Annotated in this window: 22 protein-coding genes; 12 read left to right on the top strand and 10 right to left on the bottom strand. The window is 34.9% G+C overall.

Annotated elements, in window-relative coordinates:
• The first annotated feature begins 142 nt into the window (after positions 1-142).
• Positions 143-670, top strand: a complete 528-nt coding sequence (locus A3SG_RS19715; protein WP_016990121.1) for a DapH/DapD/GlmU-related protein — start codon at positions 143-145, stop codon at positions 668-670.
• A gap of 1 nt (position 671) precedes the next feature.
• Here A3SG_RS19715 and A3SG_RS0111240 read toward each other — a convergent pair whose 3' ends face one another.
• The 3 genes from A3SG_RS0111240 to A3SG_RS19710 all read right to left on the bottom strand — a co-directional run bounded on the left by A3SG_RS0111240 (position 672) and on the right by A3SG_RS19710 (position 4960).
• Positions 672-2912 carry an oligosaccharide flippase family protein gene (locus A3SG_RS0111240; RefSeq protein ID WP_016990120.1) on the bottom strand — a complete coding sequence of 747 codons (2241 nt, stop codon included), beginning with the start codon at positions 2910-2912 and terminating at the stop codon, positions 672-674.
• A 3-nt stretch (positions 2913-2915) separates the two neighbouring features.
• Positions 2916-4016, bottom strand: a complete 1101-nt coding sequence (locus tag A3SG_RS0111235; RefSeq protein WP_016990119.1) for a DegT/DnrJ/EryC1/StrS family aminotransferase — start codon at positions 4014-4016, stop codon at positions 2916-2918.
• 125 nt (positions 4017-4141) lie between these two features.
• Positions 4142-4960 carry a FemAB family protein gene (locus A3SG_RS19710; protein ID WP_232226359.1) on the bottom strand — a complete coding sequence of 273 codons (819 nt, stop codon included), beginning with the start codon at positions 4958-4960 and terminating at the stop codon, positions 4142-4144.
• Between the two features lie 114 nt (positions 4961-5074).
• Here A3SG_RS19710 and A3SG_RS0111225 point away from each other — a divergent pair, with 114 nt between their 5' ends.
• Positions 5075-6886, top strand: coding sequence for a gliding motility-associated C-terminal domain-containing protein (locus tag A3SG_RS0111225; RefSeq protein WP_016990116.1), 1812 nt, complete (start codon positions 5075-5077; stop codon positions 6884-6886).
• 15 nt (positions 6887-6901) lie between these two features.
• Here the strand turns inward: A3SG_RS0111225 and A3SG_RS0111220 are convergent, their stop codons facing one another.
• Positions 6902-7504 (bottom strand): trimeric intracellular cation channel family protein, encoded by a 603-nt coding sequence (locus tag A3SG_RS0111220; RefSeq protein WP_029596757.1) that lies wholly within the window; start codon positions 7502-7504, stop codon positions 6902-6904.
• 211 nt (positions 7505-7715) lie between these two features.
• On the opposite strand from A3SG_RS0111220, the gene A3SG_RS0111215 reads away from it, so the two are divergent.
• The 8 genes from A3SG_RS0111215 (at position 7716) to A3SG_RS0111180 (ending at position 16455) form a co-directional block, all read left to right on the top strand.
• On the top strand, positions 7716-8501 hold the full coding sequence (locus A3SG_RS0111215) for a TrmH family RNA methyltransferase (protein WP_016990114.1): 786 nt from the start codon (positions 7716-7718) through the stop codon (positions 8499-8501).
• A gap of 58 nt (positions 8502-8559) precedes the next feature.
• The gene (locus A3SG_RS0111210) at positions 8560-10104 is read left to right on the top strand and encodes a serine hydrolase (RefSeq protein WP_029596756.1); all 1545 of its coding nucleotides are present in this window, start codon (positions 8560-8562) and stop codon (positions 10102-10104) included.
• 30 nt (positions 10105-10134) lie between these two features.
• A complete protein-coding gene (locus A3SG_RS0111205) occupies positions 10135-10530 on the top strand; it encodes an acyl-CoA thioesterase (protein ID WP_016990112.1) in 396 nt (131 codons plus the stop codon).
• 89 nt (positions 10531-10619) lie between these two features.
• The gene (locus A3SG_RS0111200; RefSeq protein ID WP_016990111.1) at positions 10620-12839 is read left to right on the top strand and encodes a RelA/SpoT family protein; all 2220 of its coding nucleotides are present in this window, start codon (positions 10620-10622) and stop codon (positions 12837-12839) included.
• Positions 12840-12990: 151 nt separating this feature from the next.
• Positions 12991-13464 carry a Fur family transcriptional regulator gene (locus A3SG_RS0111195; RefSeq protein ID WP_016990110.1) on the top strand — a complete coding sequence of 158 codons (474 nt, stop codon included), beginning with the start codon at positions 12991-12993 and terminating at the stop codon, positions 13462-13464.
• A gap of 63 nt (positions 13465-13527) precedes the next feature.
• Positions 13528-14799 (top strand): adenylosuccinate synthase, encoded by a 1272-nt coding sequence (locus tag A3SG_RS0111190; RefSeq protein WP_016990109.1) that lies wholly within the window; start codon positions 13528-13530, stop codon positions 14797-14799.
• A gap of 79 nt (positions 14800-14878) precedes the next feature.
• On the top strand, positions 14879-15460 hold the full coding sequence (locus A3SG_RS0111185) for an NUDIX domain-containing protein (protein ID WP_016990108.1): 582 nt from the start codon (positions 14879-14881) through the stop codon (positions 15458-15460).
• Between the two features lie 26 nt (positions 15461-15486).
• Positions 15487-16455: a DMT family transporter gene (locus tag A3SG_RS0111180; RefSeq protein ID WP_016990107.1), complete on the top strand. Its 969-nt coding sequence runs from the start codon at positions 15487-15489 to the stop codon at positions 16453-16455.
• Between the two features lie 4 nt (positions 16456-16459).
• Here A3SG_RS0111180 and A3SG_RS0111175 read toward each other — a convergent pair whose 3' ends face one another.
• Genes A3SG_RS0111175 through A3SG_RS0111165 form a run of 3 tightly spaced genes read right to left on the bottom strand, consistent with a single transcriptional unit; the run spans position 16460 to position 19322 of the window.
• On the bottom strand, positions 16460-17098 hold the full coding sequence (locus A3SG_RS0111175) for a peroxiredoxin (RefSeq protein ID WP_016990106.1): 639 nt from the start codon (positions 17096-17098) through the stop codon (positions 16460-16462).
• On the bottom strand, positions 17080-18396 hold the full coding sequence (locus A3SG_RS0111170) for an MFS transporter (RefSeq protein WP_016990105.1): 1317 nt from the start codon (positions 18394-18396) through the stop codon (positions 17080-17082). The genes A3SG_RS0111175 and A3SG_RS0111170 overlap by 19 nt, the downstream gene beginning before the upstream one ends.
• Positions 18397-18410: 14 nt before the next feature.
• The gene (locus tag A3SG_RS0111165; RefSeq protein ID WP_016990104.1) at positions 18411-19322 is read right to left on the bottom strand and encodes an AEC family transporter; all 912 of its coding nucleotides are present in this window, start codon (positions 19320-19322) and stop codon (positions 18411-18413) included.
• A gap of 187 nt (positions 19323-19509) precedes the next feature.
• Between A3SG_RS0111165 and meaB the strand changes: the two genes are divergently transcribed.
• The gene (gene meaB / locus A3SG_RS0111160) at positions 19510-20598 is read left to right on the top strand and encodes a methylmalonyl Co-A mutase-associated GTPase MeaB (protein ID WP_016990103.1); all 1089 of its coding nucleotides are present in this window, start codon (positions 19510-19512) and stop codon (positions 20596-20598) included.
• Between the two features lie 52 nt (positions 20599-20650).
• Here the strand turns inward: meaB and A3SG_RS0111155 are convergent, their stop codons facing one another.
• The 3 genes from A3SG_RS0111155 to A3SG_RS0111145 all read right to left on the bottom strand — a co-directional run bounded on the left by A3SG_RS0111155 (position 20651) and on the right by A3SG_RS0111145 (position 23320).
• A complete protein-coding gene (locus A3SG_RS0111155; RefSeq protein ID WP_016990102.1) occupies positions 20651-20881 on the bottom strand; it encodes a hypothetical protein in 231 nt (76 codons plus the stop codon).
• A 73-nt stretch (positions 20882-20954) separates the two neighbouring features.
• The gene (locus A3SG_RS0111150; RefSeq protein ID WP_016990101.1) at positions 20955-21863 is read right to left on the bottom strand and encodes a prohibitin family protein; all 909 of its coding nucleotides are present in this window, start codon (positions 21861-21863) and stop codon (positions 20955-20957) included.
• A gap of 74 nt (positions 21864-21937) precedes the next feature.
• On the bottom strand, positions 21938-23320 hold the full coding sequence (locus A3SG_RS0111145) for an MATE family efflux transporter (protein ID WP_016990100.1): 1383 nt from the start codon (positions 23318-23320) through the stop codon (positions 21938-21940).
• Positions 23321-23501: 181 nt separating this feature from the next.
• Between A3SG_RS0111145 and A3SG_RS0111140 the strand changes: the two genes are divergently transcribed.
• Positions 23502-24053, top strand: coding sequence for a hypothetical protein (locus A3SG_RS0111140; RefSeq protein WP_016990099.1), 552 nt, complete (start codon positions 23502-23504; stop codon positions 24051-24053).
• Positions 24054-24071: the final 18 nt, after the last annotated feature.

Below are 24071 nucleotides of genomic sequence, written 5' to 3'. Positions count from 1 at the left end.
GTATTTTAGACTGCAACAATAAAGCCTCTTATTATTTTTAATAAAAATAATAAGAGGCTTTATAAAAATAATATTATTTTTGAAGCAGTATAAGATCCAAAAACATCTTGTCTAATAACACTATTCTATAAATTTTCAAAAAATGCAAACCAATATAATATCAAGTAAAGCTAAAATAGGAAATAATGTCAAAATTGGTGATTTTTGCATCATTGGTGACAATGTTGTCATTGGTGACAATACTATTATCAAAAATTATGTAGAACTTAGAGAAGGAACTATTATTGGTAAAAATTGTTATATAGATTCTCGAATCTCTTCTTCTGGAGATTGCAAAATTGGCAATAACGTAACTATTCGCTATGATAGCATAATAGCCAGGGGTGTAATAATTGGCGATAACACCTATATTTCTCCAAAAATGATGTCGAACAATTTGAACACAAATATGAAACAAGTGGGAGGTGCAGAAATTGGAGCTAATGTGTTTATAGGAACCAGCTGCGTGCTTCAACACGGAATAAAAATTGGAAATAATACCGTTTTAGGCTCTTTGTCTTTCGTAAACAAAAATGTCCCAGAAAATGAAATATGGTTTGGAAACCCTGCAAAATTTTATAAAATAAATGAGCAAAATAATAACACAAACGAATTTCATTTGCCTCAATAATTTATATTTCAATTACCTTATGTTTTTTTAAAAGTTCTTTTTCATTTTCCCAGTCACGCGAGTAATTGTTTTTTAGCAATCTTGCAGGAATACCTCCAATTAAAATATTGCTTCCAAGATTCGTATAATCTTTGTTACACAGGGAATTGGATGCAATTACGCAATAATCTGGAGTTTTAGTATTTGCCATTATCGAAATTCTATTCGAAAATGCATTATGGGTCCCTATGTAAATTGGACTTGATATTGGATAATATTCACCCGTTTCAGTGTTTTTCATCGGATGCGAATTAGTATCTATTATTTGAGATTCATAACCAATACCAGACCAATCGCCAATTACAATTTTGTTAGTACAAACCACCTGAACATCAGACCCTAAACAAGACATATATCCAAACTCACATTGGGCATTTTCGCCTATGTACAAAATCACATCTTTACCAAAATGCGAATAACCATTAAAGACTAAGGTCCCGTAAAGTGAAAATTCCGCTATCCCTTTTGATTTAGTGGCAGTTTCAAAATGCTGACCATATCCAATCATTGCTGTTTTAATTGGTCCATTTATGACAATTCGTCCTTTAATACTTTGAAAATGTATTTTCCCATAAAAAAATACAGGTAGTTTCTTAGCAATGTCATAAGGAAACTTCTTGAAATTAAAATAAAGTGTTTTAGTCCAATTCACACTACAGTAGAACTTTAGCTTATGGTACCCGCGTTTAAACTTTCTATATCCTACTTTAAGATTATCAGTCATTTTTTTTATTGTATTAACGTATTGAAAAATAGATTTTAATTCCATCTTTTTATTTAAATGATACAACACATACCCTATTGACAACAATACCATAAGCGACATTAAGCTGTATTTTAAAGTTGCATTAGGCACATATCTTATCATAAAAGTAACAATACACATCCCGATGCAGACTAAATAAAGGAGATAAAAATCCTTTTCGAAATAAAAATCATATCTCTTTTTAGTAATTACTTTTAATGCAAAAAAATGAATTACATAATAGACGAAAAAACTAAAACCAAGTCCTTCCAGTCCATAGAAATAATATCCTGCAATATTTAGAAACAAAGAAAGAATATTAAATACTACAGCCGTTTGTATAAATACCTTAGAATCTCCCTTGGCTATCAAAATAAACCCCATCGACCAAGATACCGCCCGAAACAACATGGCCAAGATACCAAAACAAACCATTGGTATAATGGAAATGAATGCAGGCGTATATATGATTTTAACAATCATCGGAATGAAGGTCAAAAACAGAATTATGATTGGGGTTATAATTAAAATGGAGATGAAAGATTGTTGAATTACGCTCTCCCTCACTTTTGTATTATCATCGCTTATCGAGGATAACCTGGGAAAATAGTCCGTACTCATTACCGTAAAAATAATTCCAACGTAAGAATTTAATAATGTAAAACCCGCAGTATAAAAACCTACTTCCTCTAAACCTCCCACTTTACCTACATAAATTTGAATCAAATAACTAGATAGCAACGTCAATACTCCACTAATAGTTAATAATAAACCTAGTTTAATAATGTCTTTTCCTTCAATCATCAACTCTTTAGTCGTCAATTTGCTTTTTGGAATTTCTATTTTCCTCGAAAAATAAAATGCAAATGCAAGGGCGCTTAGGGAAATTATAATAATTGTGGGAATGATAGCATCTATTCTGTAATAATAATACACCGGAATAGAAACAAGTAAACCCATTAAATTTCCATAGAAATTGGCTTTCGCCAAAAGTCGCATTCTTCTCAAACTTTGCAGTACAACCAACTGTCCTGAAGCTAATTGTTTGAACAATACCGTACTAGAAATAAAGACAAAGGCCCAGGTATAATCCGTATTTCCGAAGGTGAGTGAGCTCAACCAGGAAGAAAGGAAAATAGCTAATAGTGCTCCAAAAATACCAGTGACCAAAACCAGCTTTCTAACAATCGAAACCGTATTAGAAACCGTTTTTAAATCATCGTTTTTATATTTTCCAGAAATATGCTTTACGGCACTGGTTTCTATTCCTAAACCAGAAACGCTACTAATGATATTGATAGCTGAATTTAATAACGAAATAACACCCATCCCTGCTGGCCCAATAAATACCGCAATCAATTTTGTACGAACTACTGAAATAATAATACCCAAAAACTGTACTCCTCCAAAAAGTGAAGTCGTTTTAACGATTTGGGCGTAGGATGATTTATCAGTCACTATTTAATACTTATTTAAAATTGCTATAATAAAAGCTACTTCTTCCCTAGTTAAAACAGGACTTATGGGCAAGCTCAACACGGTTTCATGTATTTTTTCGGTAATAGGGAAAGACAAGGTGTTGTATTCAGACAATGCTTTTTGTTTATGGGGCGGAACCGGATAATGAATCACAGTTTGTATTCCGTTTTCATGCAAGTACTTTTGTAACTCCGTTCTATTTTCTGTTCGAATCACAAATAAATGAAAAACATGATTGTGTGTCAAATCCCATTTCGGCAGTATTATTTTATCATTCTTAACCTCTGATAAATACCTTCTCGCGACCGTTCTTCGCTCTTCATTTTCAGTATCTAAATGCGGTAATTTCACGTTTAAAAAAGCGGCTTGTAACTCATCTAATCTTGAATTTACACCCGCATAATCATTGTAATACTTGGTTTCTGACCCATAATTACGAAGTGAAGAAACCATCTTAGCTAATTCCAGATCGTTTGTAACTACGGCCCCACCATCACCAAGTGCGCCTAGGTTTTTACCAGGATAGAAACTATATGCTGCGCTTGATTTTTGATTTTTGACTTTTGATTTTTGATTACTGACAGCTCCATGAGATTGGGCAGCGTCTTCTATCACTAGTAAGTTGTGTTTGTCCCCAATTGCATTTATCAAATCCATTTCTGCTAATTGTCCGTAAAGATGCACAGCGAGAATCACTTTGGTTTTTGAGCTGATTTTTTCTTCGATTAAATCGGAATTGATGTTATAGGTTTCCCATCTTGGCTCGACCATAATTGGAATTAAATCGGCTTCCACAATAGCGAGAATACTAGCAATATAGGTATTCGCAGGAACAAGAACTTCATCGCCTTTTTGTAATTTCCCTAATTGGATGTAGCCCTTAAGAATGAGTGTCAAGGCATCAAAACCATTCCCTACTCCGATGCAATATTTAGCCCCGCAATATCTAGCAAAATTACTTTCAAAGGCTTGGACTTCTTCACCCAGAATATACCAGCCGTTATCTAACACCGCTTTTAATTTCTCTTGAAAACCCACTTCATATGGTGTGTTTATTTTTTTTAAATCTAAAAATGGTATCATATAAGATTCATTTTATAAAAATCCTGACTGTAAACAGAACAACCCAATTCTTCTTTTTGTTTCAAAAGTCCAGCATGATATCCTTTTTCATTATCGTCATTCACAATACCCATATCGAAAAAAGTTTACCTTCTCTTTGTATTTTTTATTAAATTAATGAATAAAAAATCTAATGCCCGCAACTCCTCCCCTTTTTTAGTGGTAGCTCCATATTGCGATTTCACAACAGAATCCATTTCAAATAGTGTAATTCCCGCTATAATAGCATTGTTATCATATACCGAAAACTGCTTGATCGTAGCTGGGAAAATTTCCTTTAACTTCGTCATTTCTTCCAGCGTATGAACTGGTTTAGCATCATATTTCTCAAATAATCTTGGCTCCAGAACCAATTGCCAAAAAGATTCTAATTGCTGTTCTTCGACTATTTCTAAATCTAGCTCTTCGATTTTTCTAAAGTGCTTTAATTTACTTTTTGAAATCGTTAATGGCATGGCTAAATTTATAGCCATATTCATTTCTTTTCTTTCTAGAAACGCTCCTTTTTTGAGTAAAAAAAAATCTATCTCCTTATTCCCGCCAGTAGGATAGAAAGAAGGAATTGGTTTAAAATAAAAAAACTGTATCCCATTTTGCTTAAGAAAAGACAAAAGAGAGTCAATACTACTTGCTACTTTTTCTCCATTTATTTTAGAGGAGTATACTAATCCGCCATAAGTCAAACCTTGATGAGAGTAAACAGTATTTCCAACTCGGTTTGCTGGCAATACCGCTATTAGTGCAGCTCCTTCAAAAATCAGTAAGGAATAATCTTGAAATCGCTCCTCATGGTATTCCATAAAATCACGATGAAAAAGAAAGGTGGCATTTTTGGCTTTGCCTATAAAAGCATTCCATTGTTCGAAATAGCTAGATTCGTATTGTTTTACTATGTATTTTTTCAAAGTCAATTTTTAAATAGTGGGAAATTAAACAATTATTCGATAAATATCTTACTATTTATCGAATTAGATTTGTAAAAATAAATCACTAAATTTAGATTCGCTACCTTAACTTATATGAAGCTAAAATTACACTACTATTTTTTTACTTTACTTCTTATTTTGTCTTCTTCTATTTACGGACAGGATATTTCGCTGTACCGTCAATATAATGGGAGATTTGATTTTGTTTTTTTTGGAAATACTTTAAACCGCTTTGAAAATGGTACCGGCGGACCTTGCGTGATTAATACAAGTTCATCAGCATCATTGGCCTTAAATCCGGGTGATGAAATAGAAAGTGCCTACTTATATTGGGCTGGATCTGGTTTTGGCGATTTTGAAGTTAAACTAAATGATCAAGATATTACTGCCCAAAGAACCTATGGAGTCAATCAAGGTGCGTCAGGACTTCCTTTTTTCAGTGCTTTTGCCGATATAACGGCACAAGTTAAAAGTACCGGAAGTGGCATTTATAATTTAAGTGAATTAGACTTAAGGGACGTAATAGATTATTATTGTTGGAATGCAACCAACTTTGGCGGTTGGGCAATTGTCGTAGTGTATAAAAATGCCAACCTACCTTTAAACCAACTGACTGTTTACGATGGTTTACAATATGTCCCCGATGAAATAAACATTACCCTTAACAGTTTAAATGTTATTGATAATAAAGACGCCAAAATAGGATTTGTTGCCTGGGAAGGCGACCGCTTTATAAGTGTTAATGAAACCCTGCGTATCAATGGAAACCCAATCAGTAATTTACCCTTGAACCCCGTAGACAATGCGTTTAACGGGACCAACAGTTTTACAGGCTCCACTTCGCTTTACAATATGGATTTAGATGTGTATAGCATTCAAAACAATATTAGCATTGGGGATACTTCGGCACAAATCCAACTTACTTCTGGTCAAGATTTTGTCATGATCAATGCCATTGTCACCAAATTAAACAGTCAATTACCAGATGCAACACTGCGTATTGACAACATTGATTTAACATGTGACTCTAGAAAAATCACTGTTGACTATAGCGTTTATAATACCAATAGCACCGCCATTATCCCTGCTGCAACACCAATCGCAATATATGCAAATGGAATATTGATAGGCACTACGAAGACCCAAAACAGCATTCCAATTGACGGAAAAGAAAATAATAAAATCACCTTAAACATCCCTGAAAACAATAGAAATATCTTTGATTTAGAATTTTCTGTCGATGATAACGGAAACCGAATTGGAATTGTAACAGAACTGAACGAAGAAAACAACTCAAGTAGTCTTAAAAATATTTCTTTGAGGATTTCTCCGAAAATCAATCTAGTACCTGACATGGAGTCCTGTAACCAAGGTTTAGGAGTTGGTTCTTTCAACTTTTCAAATTATGGCGAAATAGTTAAAGTCACGGCTGAGGACGCCGTTAGTTTTCATACCTCGCTGGAAGGGGCAACTCTTGGAGTTGAAAATGGAGCTACTCCAATATACAACACCTCTAATTTTACTACAGATAAAACATCCACGACAATTTACATCAGAGTGAAAAACGAGTACTGTTATAGCATTACTTCTTTTCAATTAAATACTAAAAATTGTACTCCCACAGTGTACAACTTTATTTCTCCTAATAATGATACTCGCAATGATACCTTTGCAAATAAAGGACTACGTGATGTTTTCTTAAATTTTAAAATAGAGATATACAATCGCTGGGGTGCATTAATCTGGCAAGGAAACAACAAGACAAGTGATTGGGATGGCTATGCTAACAAAGGAGTGCTTTTAGACGGCCAAAGATGTCCTGACGGAACTTATTATTATGTTATTAATCTAAACGATTCTGACTACCCGCATCCGCTCGTGGGTTTCTTGTACTTGACAAATTAATTTTGGATTGGCCAACTAATTATTTTCTAAAGTGGGCAAATACCATTTGAATTTCACCGCCATCAACCGAAACGAAATAATTACCAAAGAGGTAATCAGATATAATATATCATTGTCTAAATTAAATTTTCTCAGCATAAAGAATACAACTCCACCCAAGATGCAAATAGTTGCATATATCTCTTTCCTAAAAATTACCGGAATCTCAGCACATAAAATATCCCGAATAACACCGCCAAAACAAGCGGTCATTGTTCCTAAAGCAATACAAACGATGGGATGTAGCCCAATATTCATTCCCTTTTCTAGACCTATCAATGTAAATACCCCTAATCCAATAGTATCAAATAGAAACAATGAGGTACGCAATTTCTCGAATTTTTTTCTGAATAATAGCGCTAAACCAAAAGACGCACATATTACGTAAACATACTCTAAATCAAGCATCCAACCCACAGGTGTTGTACCAATCATGACATCCCGCAACGTGCCTCCACCTACTGCTGTTACAAAGGCAATAATAAATACGCCAAAAAGATCAAGCTTTTTACTCATGGCAGTCAACGCTCCCGACAACGCAAAAGCAATTGTTCCAATGATATCCAATAAATGAAACATGCCTTCTATGAGTTTAAGTTGAGGAAACCGAATTGTTTTATCTACCAACGGTTGCCGCAAAATTAAAGAAAAATACTCGTGTAAAATAGTTCCAACAAACATATCTATGGAATCAATGCCTCGATTTATAAATATTCTGTTTCAATTTTTAAAAACTGCATTTTCTCTATGTATCTTTGTAATCTAAATAATAATTAAATTTTAGAATATCTTGAAACAAATCACTTCAATTCAAAATCCATTCATAAAATCTTTGGTGTTATTGCAAGAAAAAGCCAAAAACCGTAAACAAACAGGGACTTTTTTAATTGAAGGAAAACGCGAAATTTTCTTAGCGCTAAAAGGAGGTTATGAAATAGATACTGTCTTATTTAATCCTGAAATTTGCTCTGAAAGTGAAGCGAAAAAAATATCGAGAACAACGGAGCTAATTGAAATTAACAAAGATGTATTTCAAAAACTGGCCTATCGTGATACTACCGAGGGTATTTTGGCTATAGCCAAAACAAAATCACAACAACTGTCTGATTTAAAATTATCAGAAAACCCACTGATTCTTGTTGCCGAAGCACCTGAAAAGCCAGGAAATATTGGTGCTTTATTGAGAACTGCAGACGCAGCTCATCTTGATGCCGTAATTATTGCCAATCCTAAAAGTGATCTGTATAACCCGAATATCGTGCGTTCCAGTGTGGGTTGTTTGTTTACAAACCAAATTGCAACGGGAACAACAGCAGAAATTATTGCTTTCCTAAAAGAAAGAAAAATTAATTTTTATTGTGCCACATTGCAAAATGCAACAGCGTATCATACACAAGATTATACCACGCCTACCGCATTAGTCGTAGGTACTGAAGCAACTGGCTTGACCCAAGAATGGCGTGATGCTACGAACCAAAATATTATAATCCCGATGCAAGGGGAAATCGACAGCATGAATGTTTCTGTTGCTGCAGCAATATTGATTTTTGAAGCTAAAAGACAACGAGGGTTTTAAATTAACAATTTTTGATTTCAGAAATAAAAAAGAAAAACACAATTCAAAAAACAAGAATATGAAAAACAAATTATTTGCCCTAATAACAGTAATCACTACAACGCTTTCTTTCGGACAGATCACAGAACCGCAAGTTGATGCCTTGGTCAGCAACACTTTAACCGCATTTAATGTCCCTGGAATTGCAGTAGCAATTATAAAAGACGGAAAAGTAGTTCTTGCCAAAGGATACGGAGTAAAATCGATAGATACAAAAGAAAAAGTAGATGCCAATACTTTATTCGGTATCGCATCTAACAGTAAAGCTTTCACAAGCGCATCCTTAGCTATATTAGTAGATGAAGGAAAAATAAAATGGGATGATAAAGTCATTAAATACCTTCCTAATTTTAAAATGTACAATGATTACGTAACACAGGAATTCACCATTCGTGATTTATTGACGCACAGAAGCGGGCTAGGGCTTGGAGCAGGTGATTTAATGATTTGGCCTGATGGAAGTGATTTCACTGTCACTGATATTATTCAAAACTTACAATACTTGAAGCCTGTTTCGGGATTCAGAACTAAATATGACTATGATAATCTTTTGTATATAGTTGCCGGCGAAGTAATTCATGTTGTTAGCGGGAAAAGCTGGGGTGAATTTGTTGAAGAGCGCATTATGGCACCACTCGAAATGAATCATAGCGCAGCTTCTTTTGTTCGCTTAAAAGACTCAACTAATGTCATTGCCCCTCATGTACCTATCAATGGAAAGCTAAAAGTAATCAAACGCTATCAAAATCAACTTTTTGATGCAGCTGCGGGAATTTATTCCAGTGTCAACGATTTGAGCAAATGGGCGATCATGCAAATGAATAACGGAAAATATGGTCCTGAAAACAAGCAGTTATTCTCCGAAAAAGAGCATGATGAAATGTGGCAATTGCAAACTATTATTCCAACTATAACGAGAGCTCCTTACAACACCCATTTTAATGGATACGGACTAGGTTGGTTTTTAAGTGATGTAAAAGGATACAAACAAGTGACACATACCGGCGGCCTAGAAGGAATTGTAACGCAAACCACTTATATTCCTGAATTGCAGTTAGGGATTATTGTGTTGACGAATCAACAATCAGGTGCTGCATTTAATGCGATCACAAACACTATTAAAGACAGCTATTTAGATATTTATTCAGAAGATTATGTGACAATTTACAGCAACCGAATAAAAGCCAATGAAGAGAGTGCTGATAAAGTGACTGATGAAGTATGGGCTATTGTTGCGCAAAATAAAAAAAATAAAGTAAAAGTTGACTTCGCTTCTATCACGGGTACGTATCAAGACAAATGGTTTGGAGATGTTGTAATAAGCGAGAAAAAAGGGAAATTATTATTTGAATCTAAACGTTCTTCTCAGCTAACTGGAGAGGTGTTTTTCTATAAAAAGGGAAACTATGCTGTAAAATGGAATAATGCCTATTTACATGCAGATGCTCATCTTTTTTTTACCTTTGATGAAGACGGAAAAGCCATTACTTTAAAAATGAATCCCATCTCTGATTTAACTGATTTCAGTTATGATTTCCAGGATTTAGATTTCAAAAAAATATAGCAAATCAATTAGTTACTAATTATCTAAGACATGAATCTACAAGAACAAATTGCTCAAGCAGAAACTCGAATTTTTAAAACCGTTTTTCCAAATACTACGAATCACTATGATACTTTATTTGGAGGAACAGCTCTTTTTATGATGGATGAAGTCGCTTTTATTACTGCCACTCGATTTACTAGAAAAAGGTGTGTCACTGTTTCTTCTGACAAAATTGATTTTACTAAGCCCATACCAGCTGGAACTATTATCGAACTTATAGGCACAATAACTCGTATTGGGAATACCAGTTTAGATGTCAAAGTTGAAATTTATATCGAACAGATGTACAGCAACCATAGAGAAAAGGCGATTTCTGGAAACTTTACTTTTGTGGCTTTAGACGAAAATAAAAAGCCAACAAAAATTCTCGATGACATCGCGTAATTAGACTAAAATAGATTACTTTTCAATATAAAAATCTACTTGTATAATTCACATCTTAGAGTTGTTTTTAAATGATGAACCATGGCGTTATGACAGAAATAGACATAGAAAAAGAGAACAAGGCAATTGCTCAAGAATACAAAGAATTACTTCGTATCAGTTATCAAACCTTGTCTACAGAAGACAAAAAACTGATCCGTAAGGCTTTTGATGTCTCTGTGGAGGCCCATAAAGAACAACGAAGAAAGTCAGGAGAAGCCTATATTTTCCATCCCATCGCCGTGGCAAAAATAGTCGCCTCGGAAATAGGTTTGGGAGCCACTTCTATTGCTGCAGCATTATTACATGATGTTGTGGAAGACACCCCTACGACCGTGAAGGATATTGAACGGATTTTTAATCCAAAAGTAGCGCAGCTGGTAGAAGGTTTAACTAAGATTTCATTAGTTCAGAAGGACATGAATGTGTCAATGCAGGCCGAAAATTTTCGCAAAATGTTGTTGACGCTTAATGACGACGTACGCGTTATTCTTATAAAAATAGCAGATAGGTTGCATAACATGCAAACTATGGAGTCGATGGAAAATTACAAGCAAATTAAAATTGCTTCAGAAACATTATACATTTACGCTCCTCTAGCACATCGTTTAGGATTATACAACATTAAAACACAACTAGAGGATTTAGGTTTGAAATATACTGAACCACCTATATACAACGACATAGTAAGTAAAATAAAAGAGACCAAAGACCAACAGGATGCCTATATAAAAGACATCTCTGATGTGATTAAGGCGTCTTTAGATGCTGAAGGCGTAGAATATATGATAAAGGGTCGTCCAAAATCGATTTATTCTATCAGAAGAAAAATGCTTGCTCAAAATGTAAGTTTTGACGAAGTCTACGACAAGTTTGCGCTTCGCATCGTTTACAAAGCAAATCCGCATGATGAAAAGTTTCTGGCATGGAAAATATATTCCATCGTAACCGACCATTATCGTCCAAGTCCAAGCCGTTTGCGCGATTGGATCTCCTCCCCAAAATCTACCGGATATGAAGCATTGCATATTACAGTAATGGGACCAAAAGGGCGTTGGGTAGAAATACAAGTACGCAGCGAACGTATGGACGAGATCGCTGAAAAAGGATATGCAGCACATTACAAATATAAAAATGGCGCCACCGAAGAAGGTGGATTGGATACGTGGTTGAACCTACTCAAAGAAGCGCTCGAAAATTCAGAAACTAGCGCCGTAGATTTTGTTGAGGATTTTAAAATGAATCTGTACTCCAAAGAAATTTACGTTTTTACGCCAAAAGGAGACATCAAATCCTTGCCGAAGGGAGCAACTTCGCTGGATTTTGCCTTTAGCATACATTCAGAAATAGGTATTAGAACTCGCGGAACGCGCGTAAACGGTAAATTAGTTCCTCTAAATTATGAATTAAAAAATGGAGATCAGGTAGAAATTATTACTTCTCAAAATCAAAAGCCCACCATTAACTGGTTTGATTACGTTACCACATCAAGAGCAAAAAATAAAATCAGAAATGTATTAAACGAAAATACAAAAAAAATTGCTGAAGACGGAAAAGAGATACTAACTCGTAAATTGAAGCATCTAAAAATAACTTTAAGTGAGAGCGTGATTAATGAATTAGTAAATTTCTTTAAATTAAAAACCAGTTTGGATTTGTTTTACAGAGTTGGCGTGGGGTCAATTGACAATCAACAATTGAAAGACTATGCCGCCCAAAAAAGCAACACTTTAATCAATTTCTTCAAAAGCAAAATAAAACGTTCCGGACCAACGGCTGATGCAGACGTCCACAAACAAGTATTGAGTAGTAATTATGACATGCTTGTATTTGGTAAAGAACAAGATAAATTAGACTACAAACTATCCGCCTGCTGTAATCCAATTCCTGGAGACTCCGTCTTTGGATTTGTCACTATAAATGAAGGTATAAAAGTCCATAAAAAAGATTGTCCAAATGCCATTGCCATGCAATCCAACTATGCATATCGTATCATGCAAGCCAAATGGATTGATTCGTCGCAACAAGAATTTAAAGCCATTATAAATATTACGGGAATGGATACTTTAGGACTTACAAATGAGTTGACAAAAGTAATCTCGAATAATATGCAGGTTAACATTCAAAGTATATCCTTAAATGGAGATGCTGGACTGTTCAAAGGACAATTAATAGTTGTAGTTCAAAACAGTACATTACTGAATAAACTAATCGATAATATAAAAAAAATCGACGGAATCGATAAGGTAACGCGAGTTTATAAAAAATAACAATAAGAGAATTAAAACTTCATTACCGCTCTTTTGGACTCGTTGAGCAGTGCAGTTATTAGGTTCTTTTTGTTTCAAAACTCACAATTTATACTCTTATAAGTCCTTAAACTTGAAAACTATTAGAATAAATAATTTATCTTTGCCAGATATGACACTCATTTCCACAGATAACAACAAAAACCAAGAAATTGTAAAAAATGTTTTTACAATGTATCTTGAAAAAAAAGGGCATAGAAAAACTCCAGAACGGTATTCTATCCTACAAGAAATTTATGAAAGTGAAGAGCATTTTGATATAGAGAATCTTTATATCAAAATGAAAAATAAAAACTACCGTGTAAGTAGAGCTACACTATACAATACAATCGAGTTATTGTTGGACTGTGCTTTGGTACGCAAGCATCAGTTTGGTCAAAACCAAGCACATTACGAAAAATCATACTTCGACAAACAACATGATCATATTATCATGACAGATACCGGAGAAGTAATTGAATTTTGTGATCCAAGAATACAAAGTATCAAACAAACAATCGAAGAAATATTTGATATTGATATTACTAATCACTCCCTCTATCTTTACGGAGTTAAGAAAAAACCAAAATCAGATACTGAAATTTAAAAAAGCACGAATCGCTTTCGAGAGATTCAATCATTAAATAATTAACTGCAAACAATAAACAGAATGGCCGTAGATTTATTACTAGGATTACAATGGGGAGATGAAGGAAAAGGAAAAATAGTTGATGTACTTACCTCAAAATACGATATTATCGCTCGTTTTCAAGGAGGTCCAAATGCAGGACACACTTTAGAATTTGACGGAATAAAACATGTCCTTAGAACTATTCCTTCTGGGATTTTTCATAAAACCGCTGTAAATGTAATTGGAAACGGGGTAGTTATAGATCCTGTTGTTTTTAATAAAGAAATTGAAGGTCTGGAAAAATTTAATTTAGACATCAAGAGCAAATTAATCATTTCTAGAAAAGCACATTTAATTTTACCAACACACCGTTTGTTAGACGCTGCCTCTGAAGCATCAAAAGGTAAAGCAAAAATTGGTTCTACACTGAAAGGTATCGGGCCAACTTACATGGACAAAACAGGTAGAAACGGAATTCGTGTTGGTGATATCGAACTGGAAGATTTTAAAGAGCGATACAGAGCACTTGCTGACAAGCATGAGGCAATGATTTCATTTTATGACGTAAATATTCAATACAACTTAGCCGAATTAGAAAAAGAATTTTTTGAATCTATCGAAGAGTTAAAAAAATTAGACTTCATTGATAGTGAAGAGTATTTACACCAAGCTCAAAAGGCAGGTAAATCAATACTATGTGAAGGAGCTCAGGGTTCTTTACTAGATGTAGATTTCGGAACATATCCATTTGTAACATCATCTAATACGACAGCTGCAGGTGCTTGTACCGGTTTAGGAATTGCTCCTAACAAGATTCAAGAAGTATATGGTATTTTTAAAGCCTATGTAACTCGTGTAGGAAGCGGTCCATTTCCAACAGAACTTTTTGATGAAGACGGTTCAACAATGGCTAGAGTAGGAAATGAATTCGGATCTGTTACAGGAAGACAAAGACGTTGTGGTTGGTTAGACCTAGTGGCACTTAAATATGCTATCCAAGTAAACGGTGTTACGCAATTGATGATGATGAAAGGAGATGTTCTTTCAGGTTTCGAAACTTTGAAGGTATGTACTGATTACAACTACAAAGGAGAAAAAATAGCACACTTTCCTTATAACATCGAGCCAGAAAACGTGACCCCAGTTTATAAAAACTTTAAAGGGTGGAAAGCAGATTTGACTGGTATGACTACCTATGACGAATTACCTATTGAATTAAAAGAATATATTGAGTTTATTGAAAAAGAAGTAGAAGTTCCCATTAAAATTGTTTCTGTGGGACCAGACAGAAAACAAACTATCCTTAAATAAGATTAAAAACGCTCTGAAATTTCAGAGCGTTTTTTAATTACAGAAGTAACCCTTTTACTACCCTATAAAAAAAAATTAAATGCAAGATCCGCAAATAAAAATAAAACAAACTGATTTACTATCTGACAACCATTACATGCTAAACAAGGTAACTTTCGAGTACCAAAAAAAGGACGATTCTTGGATTACTCAAAAAAGAGAAGTGTACGATCGTGGAAACGGAGCAGCCATTTTACTTTATAATTCGGAACAAAAAACAGTGATTCTTACCCGCCAGTTTCGTTTACCAACCTATCTGAACGGGAATACATCAGGAATGATGATTGAGGTTTGCGCCGGTCTATTAGACCAAGACAATCCCGAACAATGCATTATTAGAGAAACGGAGGAAGAAACAGGATACCGCATTACAAAAGTCGACAAAGTAATGGAAAGCTACATGTCACCCGGCGCCGTAACTGAAATTCTACACTTATTCGTTGGAGAATATAACGCTTCCTTGAAGGTAAGTGAAGGCGGCGGTTTAGAACAGGAGCAGGAAAATATAGATGTCATGGAAATGTCTTACGACGCAGCATACGCAATGATCGCTTCTGGCCAAATTAAAGATGCTAAAACAATAATATTGCTGCAGCATGCTAAAATAAACAAGCTCATTTAAAAACCACATTTATAGAATTTCGGAACATGAATAACCAGACAAAGGGCCTTTTATTCGCATTATGCGCTACCCTTCTATGGTCAGTGAATTTTGTGATTGCCAGCGGAATAAAAGGCCACATTCCACCTGTAGGATTGGCTTTTTGGAGGTGGACAGTCGCTTGTATCGTTTTAGCGCCTTTTGCGATTAAGAGCACCATTAAAAGCCGTATTGTAATTAGTCATAATATTCGTTTCCTTGCCGTCACAGCCTTACTTGGAATCACAATATTTAACACGCTGATTTATTTTGCCGGACAAACGACATCAGCTGCCAACCTATCTTTAATTGCCATTTCCATTCCTTTATTTATTGTCGCACTATCGCGAATAGCCTTTAAGGAAAAAGTAAGCAAAACGAAAATCATTGGAATTGCAACAATCATATCAGGTGTTTTAATACTGATTACCAAAGGCTCTTTGCAATCTTTGTTTCAAATTAAGTTTGTAATAGGTGATTTAATAATGCTGATTGCCTGTTTTTTCTTTGCGAGTTATACCATTTTAGTCAGGCTGAAACCAAAGGAATTACCATCCAAAGTATTCCTATTCAGTGTTTTTATTTTGGGAGTCCTTTTCCTTTTCCCTTTCTACCTTTGGGAACACCTCTATTACAGGAAAGTTAAATTTGACTCCATCACAATTTTTGCTACCACTTATGTTGGCATCTTTGCCTCGTTAGTCTCCTATTATTTATGGAATGAAGCCATTACGATAATTGGCACACAAAAAACCGCCTTAATCTATTATTTAATACCTGTATTTAGTGGACTATTGGCATATTTTTTTCTAAATCAACAAATTATTCTGAGTCAAATTATAAGTATGGGAGTCATTATCTTGGGTTTATTTATTACTAATCGCAAAAAAACTAGTTCCTCTCCTAGCCATTTTAAGCATAAAAAAAGTATAATAAAATCGCTTTCATTATACTTTTCAAATTTTAAAAATCGTTAAAGACTTATTTATTAGGCTGAGGAGTCATTCTCAAATAAGGCTTTATTTGCTGATATCCTTTTGGAAATTTTGCAGGTATATCATTATCTAGAATTGAAGGTGAAATCACCACATCATTACCATCTTTCCAGTTTGCAGGTGTCGCCACACTGTATTCTGATGTCAACTGCAGACTATCGATCACGCGTAGAATTTCATCAAAATTTCTTCCCGTAGAAGCTGGATAAGTCAATGTCAACTTGATTTTTTTATCAGGTGCAATTATAAAAACGGACCGAACGGTAAAGGTTTCATTGGCATTCGGGTGAATCATATCATAAAGATTGGCAACAGTCTTACTTTCATCTGCAATAATTGGGTATTGCAAAGTAACATTTTGAGTTTCCTCAATATCTTTTATCCATTTTAGATGCGACTCTAATCCGTCGACACTTAATGCAATTACTTTGGTATTTCTTTTTTCAAACTCGGGATAATAATTTGCAACAGTTCCTAACTCAGTAGTACAAACTGGAGTAAAATCAGCGGGATGTGAAAACAATACAGCCCATGAATCCCCAACCCATTCATGGAAATTAATTTCCCCCATTGTTGTTTCTGCTGTAAAATCTGGAGCAATATCTCCTAATCGTAGTGTCGCCATAGTTTCTTTATATTTAAACTAAAGTTAGTCAAAAAATAGTGAACTATAACTACATAAATAAAACCAAAACTAACTTCTACTTTTTTCATTTTTACATTGGGCAAAAAATAAGTAAACACACCCAATAAAGGGAGAAAAGAACTAATTTTATAAACATATTCTATACTTGTCTGATCAGCTAGATAGCCCAAAAGAGCCGACCCCAAACCTCCCATTCCAAAAGCAAAACCAAAAAATAATCCAGAGATCATACCCACTTTACCCGGCATCAATTCTTGCGCAAACACCAAAATCGCCGAAAAAGCAGAAGCAATAACAATCCCTATGATTACTGATAATATTCCGGTCCAAAACAAATTAGCATACGGCAAAAGCAAGGTAAAAGGGGCTGCTCCCAGAATTGAAATCCAAATGATATATTTCCTTCCAAAACGATCGCCTAAAGGCCCTCCTATTAATGTTCCCGCGGCCACTGCAGCTAAAAACACAAATAAATGAAATTGAGATTCTTGAATACTGAGTCCGAATTTATGCATCAAGTAAAATGTAAAATAGCTTGACATACTGGACATGTAGAAGAACTTTGAAAATATCAAGAGTAGCAATACGCCGATAGAAATCTTTATTTTTCTCTTCGAAAACGGCACTGTTTCTTGCTCATTTGGCATCTTATTAGAAGCGCGTAAATTCAAATGATTTTGGTACCAAACGGCGATCTTAGTCAAAACGAATATTCCTAAGATACCCACTATTACAAACCAGATGATATTTGATTGTCCGTAAGGTGCCACAATTATAGCGACTAACAATGGTCCGATAGCGCTTCCTGTATTGCCACCCAACTGAAAAATAGATTGTGCCAAACCTCTTTTACCTCCAGAGCCTAAAAAAGCAACTCGGGATGCTTCTGGATGAAATATCGAAGAACCAATACCCACGAGCGAAACCGCCACCAATATCATCCAAAACTGACTAGACACCGACAATAAAGCTAATCCTGAAATGGTAAACACCATACCAATGGCCAATGAGTAAGGTTTCGGCTTTTTATCAGTATAAAAACCGATAAAAGGCTGTAATAAAGAGGCTGTCAGCTGATATACGAAAGTAATTAACCCAATTTGGGTAAAGTTCAAATTAAAATTTTCTCTAAGAATTGGGTAAGCTGCCGGAATAACCGATTGCATTAAATCATTTAACAAATGAGCAAAAGCAATGGAAAACAAAACCGAATAAATTGTTTTTTGAACTAAGGCAGGATTCTCTGATTTTATGTCAGTGGTGGAAATAGTATTCATATCGGAATAAAAAATTAAAGAAAACGAAACACAAAATACCAAAAAGCTAACGTGACAAAAGAAATAGGAATACCAAAACCAATCATCATACTACTTAAGCGCGGCTTTAAGCCATGTGTAGTAGCTAATATGCTGGCAGTTATCATTGGTGCCATCGCTGACTCCATGACAGCTACCTCAATCATTTTAGAATTTTGATTCAAAATTACAACATACAAAAGATAGATTATAGCCGGTGTCAATACTAACTTATACAACAATCCAAGTCCCAAAAAACGCCAATGTTGACTCCTACTTTCAAAACGCAACTGGAGCCCTACTGAAACCAAGGCCAATGGGGTAACTCCGCTACCTATTTTTTTCAGGATAAACTGGATCCATTCATGGAAATCAATATTGAACACATTCATCAAACAGGCTATAATAAAGGTGATAAACGGAGGAAACAGCATTATTTTTTTAAAAATCTGGATACCATTTGGTTCCCCTTTAGAATACATGGTAGCAACTAAAATCCCTAAAGTGGAAAGCACTACAAAAGTTCCGGGTTGATCCACTAGTATGGCTGTTTTCATACCTTCCTGACCGTAGAGCGCTTCTATTATAGGAAACCCGAGGAAGGACGTGTTTCCAAGACCTGCTGTTAAGATTAAGCAACCGATCAATTTTTTAGACCAGCCATATTTATTTCCTAAGAAACGAAACAGTACAAAGGCAACTACAAATCCTATCCACGCTACTCCAATGGGGAATAACAACTGATTATTCCAATGAATTTTCGGAATGAAGTACAGAGCTAAAGCAGGTAGGCAAACGTAAATTACAATCTTATTTAATAACTTATAACTGCTGGTAGGAAACCTCTTTACTCTTTGTAATGCAATGCCCAGCACTAAATAAAAAAAGATGAGAATAAAGGTTGTCATAGCATAATAAATATATCGGCTAATTTAGCACTATCACTTGGTAAAACTCTCTCTATTTTGCATTGTAATGTACTTTTTTTCAACAATTAGATTTGAAAGGGATTTGAGAAACTATTCTACTTAAAAAGCGGATTAAATTCTAATAACTCATGTTTAAGTGTTAATTTTACTAAAATGAATTTAAACTTTGGAAAACAACAAAATAAAACAAACTGCCCTTAACGAGAAAGCTGGAATTCCACCACCAGAAATTTTCAGCCCCACTGTAGTAAAAAGCATTCAAAAATACCGTAAAGTACAGCCTTCTGCAGAAGAACTGGTTAAAGGTATTTTATCGGGTAATATAACTGCTTTGAGTCGGGCTATTACTTTGGTGGAAAGTACAAATCCAGCGCATCTGATTAGAGCCAATACCGTCATTAAGGCCTGTTTACTTCATGCGAACAAATCAGTTCGCATAGGAATAACTGGTGTTCCAGGAGTTGGAAAAAGTACCTTCATCGAAGCATTTGGAAAACATTTAACTGGATTAGGAAAAAAAGTAGCTGTGCTCGCCGTTGATCCTAGCAGTACGATATCACATGGAAGTATTTTGGGAGATAAAACCCGTATGGAAGAATTAGTCAAGGACAAAAACGCTTATATTCGTCCCTCTGCGTCAGGAGACACGTTAGGTGGTGTAGCGCGAAAAACACGGGAAACAATTACACTTTGCGAAGCTTGCGGCTTTGACTCGATTATAATAGAAACGGTAGGTGTTGGCCAAAGCGAAACAGCGGTTCACAGTATGGTGGATTTCTTTTTGTTATTAAAAATTGCAGGAGCCGGCGATGAATTGCAAGGCATTAAACGAGGTATTATGGAAATGGCAGATGCGATTGTCATCAATAAAGCGGATGGTGATAACATTAGAAAGGCACAACTCGCGAAATCAGAATTCAACAGAGCACTGCACCTGTTTCCGGCAAAAAAATCAGGTTGGATACCCACAACAGCCACCTGTAGTGCGATTACTTTAGACGGAATATCAGGCGTTTGGGACACGATTGCAAAATTTGTCGAACAGACAAAAGGCAACGATTATTTTAACACAAAACGTTCCGAACAAAATGAATATTGGATGCTAGAAACCATCAACGAGCAACTAAAACTAAATTTTTATAACAATAGTGAAATTCAAACATTATTGGATTCAAATAAAAAAGCGGTACAAAACGGTGAAATATCACCATTTGCAGCCGCTCAATTATTATTGGAAAAATATTTTAACGAGTAAATCTATTTGATGTATCATTCAGATTCGCAATAAAAAAAATAGTTATTTAGAGCTACTCTTTCTCGTAACGCTCCATTTCTCTGTCATAAAATTCGTTAGCCAAAACGATTAATCCTTCCATTTCGAGATTTAACTCCCCTTCATCAAGATCTTCCGCGTCTTCAATAAATTCTACTTCATCATCTTTAAGGTTGATGATGAATCTTGGATAATCTAAGTGGACAATAAATATATCTTCCTGAAAATCAGTATTATCGCCTAATAAAAATTTGGGTAATTCCATTTATAAATGTTAAATCATTAATTGCTAAATTCGTTGCAACGCTTAAGCTAATAACCGTTGCAACAAATATAATCTATTTATCAGAAAGAATTACTGAGGCATTATTCTTACCATCCATAAAAATAATTTTAGTGTTTGCTGATGCAGCTAATTCTTTTTGTGCTTTTATGGATTCATATTGCAGTTGTTTCTGCGTTAAACCAATAGAAATAATTCTTTGGTAATCAGCAATACCTTGAGCTTCTACTCTTTTACGTTCTGCTTCTTGCTTTTCTTTTTGAAGCACGAATGTCATTTTTTGCGCATCTTGTTCCGCATTAATTTTGCTTTCAATAGATGCTTTTACAGAAGCTGGTAAATTGATGTTTCTTATCAATAATTGCTCAAGAATAAGACCTCTTGACTTAAAATCAGCTTGAATCGTTTTGAAAATACGGTCCTGAAACTCAACCCTTTTAGTAGAGTATAAAGCCACTGCATCGTAATAAACTGCATTATCACGAATACGTGTGCTCGTAATTGGTCGCACAATTTTATCCTTGTAGCTCACCCCTATTTCTTTAAAAATCCTTGGGGCATCAACACCTGAAACACGGTATAAAACCGTTAAATCAATCACGACTTCAAGTCCATCATTTGACAATACTCGAATCGCATCATCTCCTTGTTGATCTCCTTCAGACGGAGCGGAAGACATCGTGTAATTTTGTGTTCGGATATCAAAGTCGGTCACATCCAAAAGTGGATTAATCACATTCAGACCACTTGTTAAAATACCCGGCTGTACACTTCCATATAAGGATGTTACGCCTACCGTTCCCGCGTTAATTTGCTTAAATGCTGATGTAAAAACTCCTCCAACGATCAACAAAATACCGATGATTTTAAAAAGATTTGAAAATTTCGATAATGGATTTTGATCCGTTTTTAAAGTAAAGCTTGTAACCACTAAGATTATGCCTAGAATAATGAGTAGTATCATGTATTTTAATTTTGAATGCTTATTAGTCTTAAAAGACTAATAAACGAATTAGAAGTAACAATGTTAGGATAACATTATTTTGTATATTTCTCTAACAACAAATTTTTTGTTAGCCGAGAGAAGCGAAGATACAAAAATAAAGCGGCAAAAGATAATCCCACGAGTAATCCTATCCAAATCCCAGCTGCTTTTAAATCAGTATACAACCCCAAATAAATCGAAATTGGAAAACCAACAACCCAATAAGCCACAAATGTAATGTACATTGGTATTTTCACATCCTGTAAACCTCTTAAAGCGCCAAGAACAACAACTTGAATTCCATCCGAGATTTGAAAAAATGCCGCTACAAATAACAGTTGTGAGGCTATCTCGACTACTTCCTTGGTCTCCACTACATGCTGCATATCGTTGACATTCACAAATACTTGAGGTAAATATTGGTGAAAAACAATAAAAATAATAGCAAATACAGTCTCAAGAAGTATCGCCAACAAAAATATAGATCGCGCCACGAGCTGCAATTTTACATAATCCATCAGTCCTTTCTGATTCCCTACCCTAATCGTTACCGCTACACTCAAACCCATGGCAAACATGAAAGTCAAAGAAGCTAAACTCAAGGCTATCTGATTAGCAGCTAAGCTCGTCGTTCCTAAAAGCCCGGAAAGCCAAATTGCCCCGGTAAACAAACCTACCTCAAAAAACATTTGCATAGCCGAAGGGAAGCCTAAACTGATAATCTTATTGAGCATTTTCTTCTTGATTTCTTTTAAGCTAAAATTTTCAAAATAGGGATAAAACTTTGGTTTTCTAATCATGATGTAATGCATAAAAACCAACATAAAAATACGAGAGACGATCGTACCAATCGCAGCTCCCACAATTCCCATCTGAGGAAAAAACCAAATCCCATAAATCAAGAAATAATTAACGATAACATTAATGATGTTCCCAATGATAGTGGCCCACATAGAAGTTTTAGTATCTGATTTCCCATCAGCAAATTGCTTGTATGCCTGGAAAATAATAAGTGGTACAAGAGAGAAAGCAACGATGTCAAGATAAGGCTTTGCCATTTCGACCACAATATCCGGTTGCCCCATTAAAGAGATAAAAGGCTTTAAAAAAAATATAATCAGAAATAAGGTGAAACCTAATATCGTGCATAAAAATAATCCATGATGAAATACGCTTCTTCCCTCTTCAATATTATTATTCCCGTCCGTCTCTGCTGCTAGTGGAGTTATGGCCGTAGAAAAACCAATACCTAAGGATAGAGCTATAAAAATGAAACTATTACCTAACGAAACCGCTGCCAATTCTGTTGGCCCTAGCTGACCTACCATAACATTGTCTACGATTCCAACAATTGTATGTCCTAGCATCCCCAAAATAATTGGGTATGCTAGTCTTAAATTATATGAAAACTCTTGAGTATATTTAGAAAAATTCACTTTACTATTTTTTGATGGCAAATATAATTAGAAGCTTTGAATTGTTCCAGAATTATATAAGAAAATCAGATAATTCTATAACTTTTAAAGCTTTTTATCAATCTACCTTTGCACCAGTCATCTTGATTGTATTTAAACAACCAGAAAAGACTAAATTTTATTTAACAATATAATTCATATTATGAAAACTGTAGGAAAAATTAAAATGGTATTCGCTTGCGCAATTGCAATGATGTTTGCAAGTAACGTAAAAGCTCAAGAAACAAAAGAAGTTAAAAATTATGATCAAGGTTTCAAATTAGGATTTGGTGTTAGTGGTGGATATGCTACTCAGGATCCATACAAACTAGCTTTAGGTGCTGATGCAAGATTACAATATGATTTAACAAAAAGATACTCTTTAACTTTGACTACTGGTTTTACTAACCTATTTGTGAGCGAAGCTGATGGAAGTGACTTAGGTTTTATCCCAGCAAAAGCAGGTTTTAAAGCTTTCATATGGAATGATGAGTTTTATGTGATGGGAGAAGCTGGTGCTGCTTTTGCTGTAACGAACGGTTACAATAAAACCTCGTTCTTGTTAGCTCCAAGTATTGGATACGCAACAAAATATATTGATGTCTCATTGAGATACGAGCATTATTCAGACTTTCCAAAAATGAATAGTAATGGTACAATAGGAAATGGTGTTGGACAAGCGGCAGTTCGTTTAGCTTATGGTTTCCAACTATAATACACCTTTTATATTAGT

The organism is Flavobacterium sp. ACAM 123 (genome assembly GCF_000264055.1).
Lineage (GTDB): Bacteria > Bacteroidota > Bacteroidia > Flavobacteriales > Flavobacteriaceae > Flavobacterium.
Note: the sequence above shows the minus strand (reverse complement) of the source record. Positions and strands in the feature narration are given on the sequence as shown.

Bases quoted from the DNA above. Each gene is read 5' to 3' on its own strand.
- A3SG_RS19715 (WP_016990121.1), top strand. From the start codon at position 143: ATGCAAACCAATATAATATCAAGTAAAGCTAAAATAGGAAATAATGTC.
- A3SG_RS0111200 (WP_016990111.1), top strand. From the start codon at position 10,620: ATGACAGAAATAGACATAGAAAAAGAGAACAAGGCAATTGCTCAAGAA.
- A3SG_RS0111220 (WP_029596757.1), bottom strand. From the start codon at position 7,504: ATGTTTCATTTATTGGATATCATTGGAACAATTGCTTTTGCGTTGTCG.
- A3SG_RS0111235 (WP_016990119.1), bottom strand. From the start codon at position 4,016: ATGATACCATTTTTAGATTTAAAAAAAATAAACACACCATATGAAGTG.
- A3SG_RS0111210 (WP_029596756.1), top strand. From the start codon at position 8,560: ATGAAAAACAAATTATTTGCCCTAATAACAGTAATCACTACAACGCTT.
- A3SG_RS0111175 (WP_016990106.1), bottom strand. From the start codon at position 17,098: ATGGCGACACTACGATTAGGAGATATTGCTCCAGATTTTACAGCAGAA.
- A3SG_RS0111205 (WP_016990112.1), top strand. From the start codon at position 10,135: ATGAATCTACAAGAACAAATTGCTCAAGCAGAAACTCGAATTTTTAAA.
- A3SG_RS0111185 (WP_016990108.1), top strand. From the start codon at position 14,879: ATGCAAGATCCGCAAATAAAAATAAAACAAACTGATTTACTATCTGAC.
- A3SG_RS0111140 (WP_016990099.1), top strand. From the start codon at position 23,502: ATGAAAACTGTAGGAAAAATTAAAATGGTATTCGCTTGCGCAATTGCA.
- A3SG_RS0111190 (WP_016990109.1), top strand. From the start codon at position 13,528: ATGGCCGTAGATTTATTACTAGGATTACAATGGGGAGATGAAGGAAAA.
- A3SG_RS0111225 (WP_016990116.1), top strand. From the start codon at position 5,075: ATGAAGCTAAAATTACACTACTATTTTTTTACTTTACTTCTTATTTTG.
- A3SG_RS0111165 (WP_016990104.1), bottom strand. From the start codon at position 19,322: ATGACAACCTTTATTCTCATCTTTTTTTATTTAGTGCTGGGCATTGCA.
- A3SG_RS0111155 (WP_016990102.1), bottom strand. From the start codon at position 20,881: ATGGAATTACCCAAATTTTTATTAGGCGATAATACTGATTTTCAGGAA.
- A3SG_RS0111180 (WP_016990107.1), top strand. From the start codon at position 15,487: ATGAATAACCAGACAAAGGGCCTTTTATTCGCATTATGCGCTACCCTT.
- A3SG_RS0111150 (WP_016990101.1), bottom strand. From the start codon at position 21,863: ATGATACTACTCATTATTCTAGGCATAATCTTAGTGGTTACAAGCTTT.
- A3SG_RS0111195 (WP_016990110.1), top strand. From the start codon at position 12,991: ATGACACTCATTTCCACAGATAACAACAAAAACCAAGAAATTGTAAAA.
- A3SG_RS0111170 (WP_016990105.1), bottom strand. From the start codon at position 18,396: ATGAATACTATTTCCACCACTGACATAAAATCAGAGAATCCTGCCTTA.